The organism is Halomonas sp. Ps84H-12 (assembly GCF_024124725.1).
GTDB lineage: Bacteria > Pseudomonadota > Gammaproteobacteria > Pseudomonadales > Halomonadaceae > Vreelandella > Vreelandella aquamarina.
On the sequence record NZ_JAMXSJ010000072.1, the window covers coordinates 1 to 5,210 of the forward strand.

The 5,210-nt window shown below is 51.9% G+C and carries 5 protein-coding genes; all 5 read right to left on the reverse strand.

Annotation, left to right across the window (positions count from 1 at the left end):
• Positions 1 to 418: dioxygenase (locus tag NH344_RS17885; RefSeq protein WP_290444105.1), on the reverse strand; the 418-nt coding region annotated here is incomplete at its 3' end.
• A gap of 66 nt (positions 419 to 484) precedes the next feature.
• On the reverse strand, positions 485 to 775 hold the full coding sequence (gene catC, locus NH344_RS17890; RefSeq protein WP_062375970.1) for a muconolactone Delta-isomerase: 291 nt from the start codon (positions 773 to 775) through the stop codon (positions 485 to 487).
• A gap of 63 nt (positions 776 to 838) precedes the next feature.
• Positions 839 to 1,957, reverse strand: a complete 1,119-nt coding sequence (locus NH344_RS17895; RefSeq protein ID WP_062375972.1) for a muconate/chloromuconate family cycloisomerase — start codon at positions 1,955 to 1,957, stop codon at positions 839 to 841.
• 399 nt (positions 1,958 to 2,356) lie between these two features.
• Complete coding sequence (locus NH344_RS17900; protein WP_253028264.1) at positions 2,357 to 3,529, reverse strand: ABC transporter substrate-binding protein; 1,173 nt, start codon at positions 3,527 to 3,529, stop codon at positions 2,357 to 2,359.
• A 43-nt stretch (positions 3,530 to 3,572) separates the two neighbouring features.
• A complete protein-coding gene (locus NH344_RS17905) occupies positions 3,573 to 5,039 on the reverse strand; it encodes an aldehyde dehydrogenase family protein (protein WP_253028265.1) in 1,467 nt (488 codons plus the stop codon).
• Positions 5,040 to 5,210: the final 171 nt, after the last annotated feature.

Consider the following 5,210-nt stretch of genomic DNA (forward strand, 5'->3'; position numbering starts at 1 on the left):
CCTGGCCGGTGAGCCACATGGTCTCGCCATCAGGGTCGCTGCCATCGTCCATCCGCGCAAAGCCTTCCGCCTCGGGGGCGCCAGCCACGTAGAGCGGACCTTCGATGGTGCGCGGGGTGCCGCCGGTACGCTTGGCTTCGGCGTCGATGGCGTCGTGGCGCATATCGAGGAAATGGTCAAACCCGAGCCCAGGGGACAAGAGGCCGAACTGGGTCTGGCTGCCCAGCGCGTTGAGCAGGTTCACGGCGGCCCAGTACTCCTCTTCGCTGACATCGAAGTCGTCGATCAGCTTGAACAGGTCGCCGACCAGACGATGGACAATCTGCTTGGCGCGGTCGTTGCCACCGGCTTGGTCAAGACCCGCCACGGCATTCAGGAAGGTTTGGACTTCGGGGGTGTCGAAGATTTTTACGGTCATGGTGAAACCCTCTATTTGTTATAGGGTGTTATTTTATTCATATGAACGGGCGTGTTACGTGGAGAACTAGCTGTCATCGTCGCGCACTGAGGAGGGGTGACGACACAGGGGCTTGACGCTGATCTCCATGTAAGGGAATAGCGGCAAGTTACTGACCAGTTCTTGCAGCTCGGCGTTGTCTTCAACGTCAAAAATACTGACATTCGAGTAGCTACCTGCCACCCGCCACAGGTGACGCCATTTTCCCTGGCGCTGCAGCTCTTGAGAATACGCCTTTTCGGTCGCCTTGATCTTTGCCGCTTGCTCGGCTGGCATATCGGGCGGCAATTTAACCGTCATCTCTACTTGAAACAGCATATAGCTCTCCTCTTTCATCACGGGCAAACGCAGACAGTGGCATGACGTTATTTGCGGTGTCGTTTATTTACGTGCGTAATATGTCAATTTATCTTCATCTAAGCTGATCCCCAGCCCAGGACCTTGCGGCAGGGCAACCCCGAACTCGGTGTAATGAAGCGGCTCAATGACAATGTCATCGGTCAGCAGCAGCGGGCCGAACATTTCCGTTCCCCAGGCCATTTCCGGCAGGGTCGCCCAGGCGTGCAGGGAGGCGGCCGTCCCGATGGTGCCTTCCAAAAGGGTGCCGCCATAGAGGCCAATGCCCGCTGCTTGGGCAAGATGCGCCAGCTCCAGTGCACCGTGAATACCACCGGATTTAGCAATCTTCAGAGCAAAGGCGCCACTAAAGCCGCTGCAGATGAGATCCAACCCATCGCGAGCATCCTGTACGGCTTCGTCGGCGAGCATGGGGACATTGAAACGGTTCGCTAAGCGAACGAGACCGGCGTATTCACGGGCGGGAATGGGCTGCTCAATGAGCTCAATACCCGCATCCTGCAGCGCCTGGATTCCTCGTACCGCCGTGGATTCATCCCAAGCCTGGTTAACATCAACGCGAACGCTGGCCCGGTCGCCCAATGCTTCCTTAATCGCTGCCACATGGCGTACGTCTTGTTCCACCGGGTTGGCACCGATTTTTAGTTTGAAGTCACAGTGACGACGCTGCTCTAAACGCAGCATAGCCTCGTCGATATCCTTGGCCGTATCACCACTGGCCAACGTCCATAGCACGGGCAAGTGCTCCTGGCGTGCGCCGCCAAGCAGCTCGGCTACACTCAGCCCCAGGCGTTTGCCCTGGGCATCTAATAGCGCGGTTTCAAGCGCGGATTTGGCAATCATGTTGCCACGGGCATGTCGATGAAGGCGGGAGCGCAGTTGGTGTACATTGTGAGAGGGCTGGCCAATCAAGAGGGGAGCTAAATAGGTATCAATATTACGCTTGATGCTCTCCGGGCTTTCCGGCCCATAGGCAAGGCCGCCAATGGTGGTGCCTTCGCCAAGACCTTCGATGCCATCAGAGTGACGCATGCGGACAATCACCATGGTCTGGCAAGCCATGGTGGTCATGGAAAGTTTGTGGGGACGGATAGTCGGTAAATCGACCAGTATCGTCTCAATATGTTGGATGACGGTTGACATGGCAGCTCCGGCTTCTGGCAATCATTTGATTGGGTATCAGTTTGATTGGCGTTAGAAGCTGGAACCAATATTGTTTAGGTGCCTAGTCATACCGAAGAGGTATCAACCACACATGACAGCCCTTGAGTGTTACTACATTGTTTGGCTGTTACTAACACATATTTTTTGTTTCAACGTACAGAAAAACATTCTGCGCCCTAAGTATTAAAAAAAATCAATTTAATCAATAGGTTGAAAAAAACAAAATCGACCACAGCCCCAGGTCATGGTGTCATTAGGTCATGATCGTATTTGCGACAAAAGGATAACCCTTAGGGTGTAGAATCAAAAATAGCATGACTAAAACGATAAGATTTAACCATGCTATACATAAGAATAGTGGTATATTTTAAGAACTATTCACATCTGGCAATCAGCGTCTGGAGACTCAAGCAGCTCATGCGCTACTGATAATACCTCGTGACGCCCATTACGAATCTCACGCAGGTAGATATTCTGGATGGGGTGGTGTGATTTAGAGAAGCGCAATGGTCCCCGTGGGCTTTGCAACTCTACGGCGGCTAGTGCTGCAATCAGTGCTTCGCGATCAGTGGTATTACCCTCTACGGCATCAAGTGCTTGTATGAGCATGGCGCCAGTGTCATAACCGTGCACCGCATAGGCATCAGGCATGTCACCGTACGCCTCTTGATAAGCGGATACGAAACTCTGATTTTCTTCACTCTCCAGCGTTTCGGCATAGTGAAGTGTCGTCAATACGCCCTCACCCGCATCTCCCAATGCAGCCAAATTCCCTTCGGTCATAAAGCCTGAGCCTAGTAAGGGAATATTTTCCTTAAGCCCTGCGGCCGCGTAGTCGCGCACAAAGCTTACCCCTCCTCCACCCGCAAAGAAGGTATAAACCGCGTCAGGGCTGAGGCTGGCAATTTGCGTCAAGTAACTCTGAAATTCAGTGCTGGGAAAAGGAACCAAAATTTGTTCAATGATCTCGCCACCGGCTTCAGTAAATGCATCCTCAAAGCCCTCAACATCTTCTTTACCACCAGCATAATCCCAGGTAATCGTTACTATCTCGCGGTAGCCGCGCTCATAGGCAACTTTTCCCATAGGGTAGCTATCCTGCCACATATTATGAGAAGTACGGAAGACGTTGGGCATGCAAAGCTCATTAGTTGCCGCTCCCAACCCGGCATTGGGAATAATCGTAATAGCACCGGTCTGCTTGGCCACACGAAGCATCCCCATGGCTACACCAGAGTGAACAGGGCCAATCACAAAGTCGACTTCGTCACTGTTGACTAAACGGCTCATATTCTGGGGAGCCTTGGAGGGATTAGCCTCGGAATCAAGCTGGACATACTCGACTTCCCGGCCACCAAGTTGACCATTATTTTGCTCAATAGCGAGTTTTAATCCATTGGTAATGGCCTCGCCTAACGCCGTGTAGGTCCCCGTATAGGGCAGCATTAAGCCTAGCTTTACAGGATCACTCTCTTCAGCCATTGCAAACTGGCCTGCCATCAACAGGCCAAATCCGCATACTGGCAACAGCATCTTATTTTTCGCTTTCATTTTTTCACCTTTTATTCTTATTAAAATAACTCAGGCTAATATTTTATTTAAGCAGGCGAATAGCATGCTCTTCTACGTATTCAGCCATACCCGCTTCACCGAATTCACGCCCGATACCACTAAGCTTAATACCACCAAACGGCATGCGTAGATCTAGCGATTCGAAGGAGTGGCTGTTAATGAAGGTGCTGCCTGCTTCAATTCGAGTTGCCAGTTGGAAGCCATGTTCACTATTTGAAGTCCAAACAGAAGAACCTAGACCGTAATCGGTATCATTCGCCCACTCGATCACTTGCTCCTCGTCGTCATAGGCAATCACAGGAATTACTGGTCCGAACTGCTCGCAACAGCTCACTTGGTCGGTGTGGGAAGCACCAATAACAACGTGCGGCAACATATAATAGCCATTATTTTTATCGACCCCGTCGGCCATGCGGCCCAACTCAACGACCTGGGCGTCAGACGCCTTTGCGATATCAATGAGCTTGCGCACACTCTGATATTGCGCCTCCGTTGCCAACGGGCCAAAATTGACTCCCTCGCTCAAACCGTGGCCCACTACAAACTCACTAACCCGGTTGCATAAAGCATCGACAAACTGATCATACATAGCGCGCGGCACATAGATTCGCTTAACGGCAAAACAAATCTGCCCAGAGCGTGTAAAGATACCGGATAACATACGATCCAATGTCTTCTCGATATCAGCATCATCCAGCACAATTGCCGGATCGTTACCGCCCAGTTCCAGGGTGAGGTTCTTAATCGAATCGGCGGCGCTTTTCATAACCGCACGAGCAGTCGCGGTACCACCCGTAAACCCAACTTTACGCACTAGAGGATGGGTGGTCAGCGTCTCACCCACCTCAATGTCGCCATGCACCACATTGATTACACCCGGTGGAAAGACCGCTGCCATACGTTGGAGTGCAATGGTTAACGCCGCAGAGGCAAAGGGAGAAGGCTTTAGCACTAGAGTGTTACCGGTTGCCAAGGCTGGTGCCAGCTTCATCATCGTTAATACCACTGGCATGTTCCAGGGAACAATAGCGGCTACGACGCCTCTTGGCTGCTTTTCAACGCGGATCGTACATTGGTCGTCATCAATATTAACCGGCTCAAGGAAGGCTTCTGCAAGGCTCGCCGTATGCTGAAGCACGCCCTTACCCAGCGCAAAGTCAGTCTGTGCCTCCCAAAGAACGCCACCATGTTCACGTACGAGCAATGGCGCTAGGTCTTCTGTACACTCACCCAGTATCTCGCCAGCTTTCATCAACATGTCAACACGTACGCTCGGCTCAACTTTTCTCCAGGAAAGGTAAGCCTTATGTGCGGCCTGGATGGCTTGCTCGGCATCATCAGCCGTACCGACCGCAACACTGGCCACAACATCTGAGAGCTTGCCCGGGTCAATATGGCTGCGATACTCACTGGCGTCTGTTATTTCACCATTAATAAAGTGTCCTATTTTGACCGTATTGTCAGTAGCAGATGTCATAATGGTTTCCATTTTATTTAATCATCAGGGGGGGGGGGGGGTAAGCTTAGCTATAACCTGAATCCGTGAGACCGCCCCCGGAAGCACTTCTAACCCACTGACCTGCATGGCAATATAGCCATTATCGCCATTCACCCAGACAGTGCCATGCCCAACATAAAGTTCCGCGCCAGTCGCCGCACC

Coding starts and splice junctions, on each gene's coding strand:
- catC (WP_062375970.1), bottom strand. CDS start 775: ATGCTGTTTCAAGTAGAGATGACGGTTAAATTGCCGCCCGATATGCCA.
- NH344_RS17895 (WP_062375972.1), bottom strand. CDS start 1,957: ATGTCAACCGTCATCCAACATATTGAGACGATACTGGTCGATTTACCG.
- NH344_RS17900 (WP_253028264.1), bottom strand. CDS start 3,529: ATGAAAGCGAAAAATAAGATGCTGTTGCCAGTATGCGGATTTGGCCTG.
- NH344_RS17905 (WP_253028265.1), bottom strand. CDS start 5,039: ATGGAAACCATTATGACATCTGCTACTGACAATACGGTCAAAATAGGA.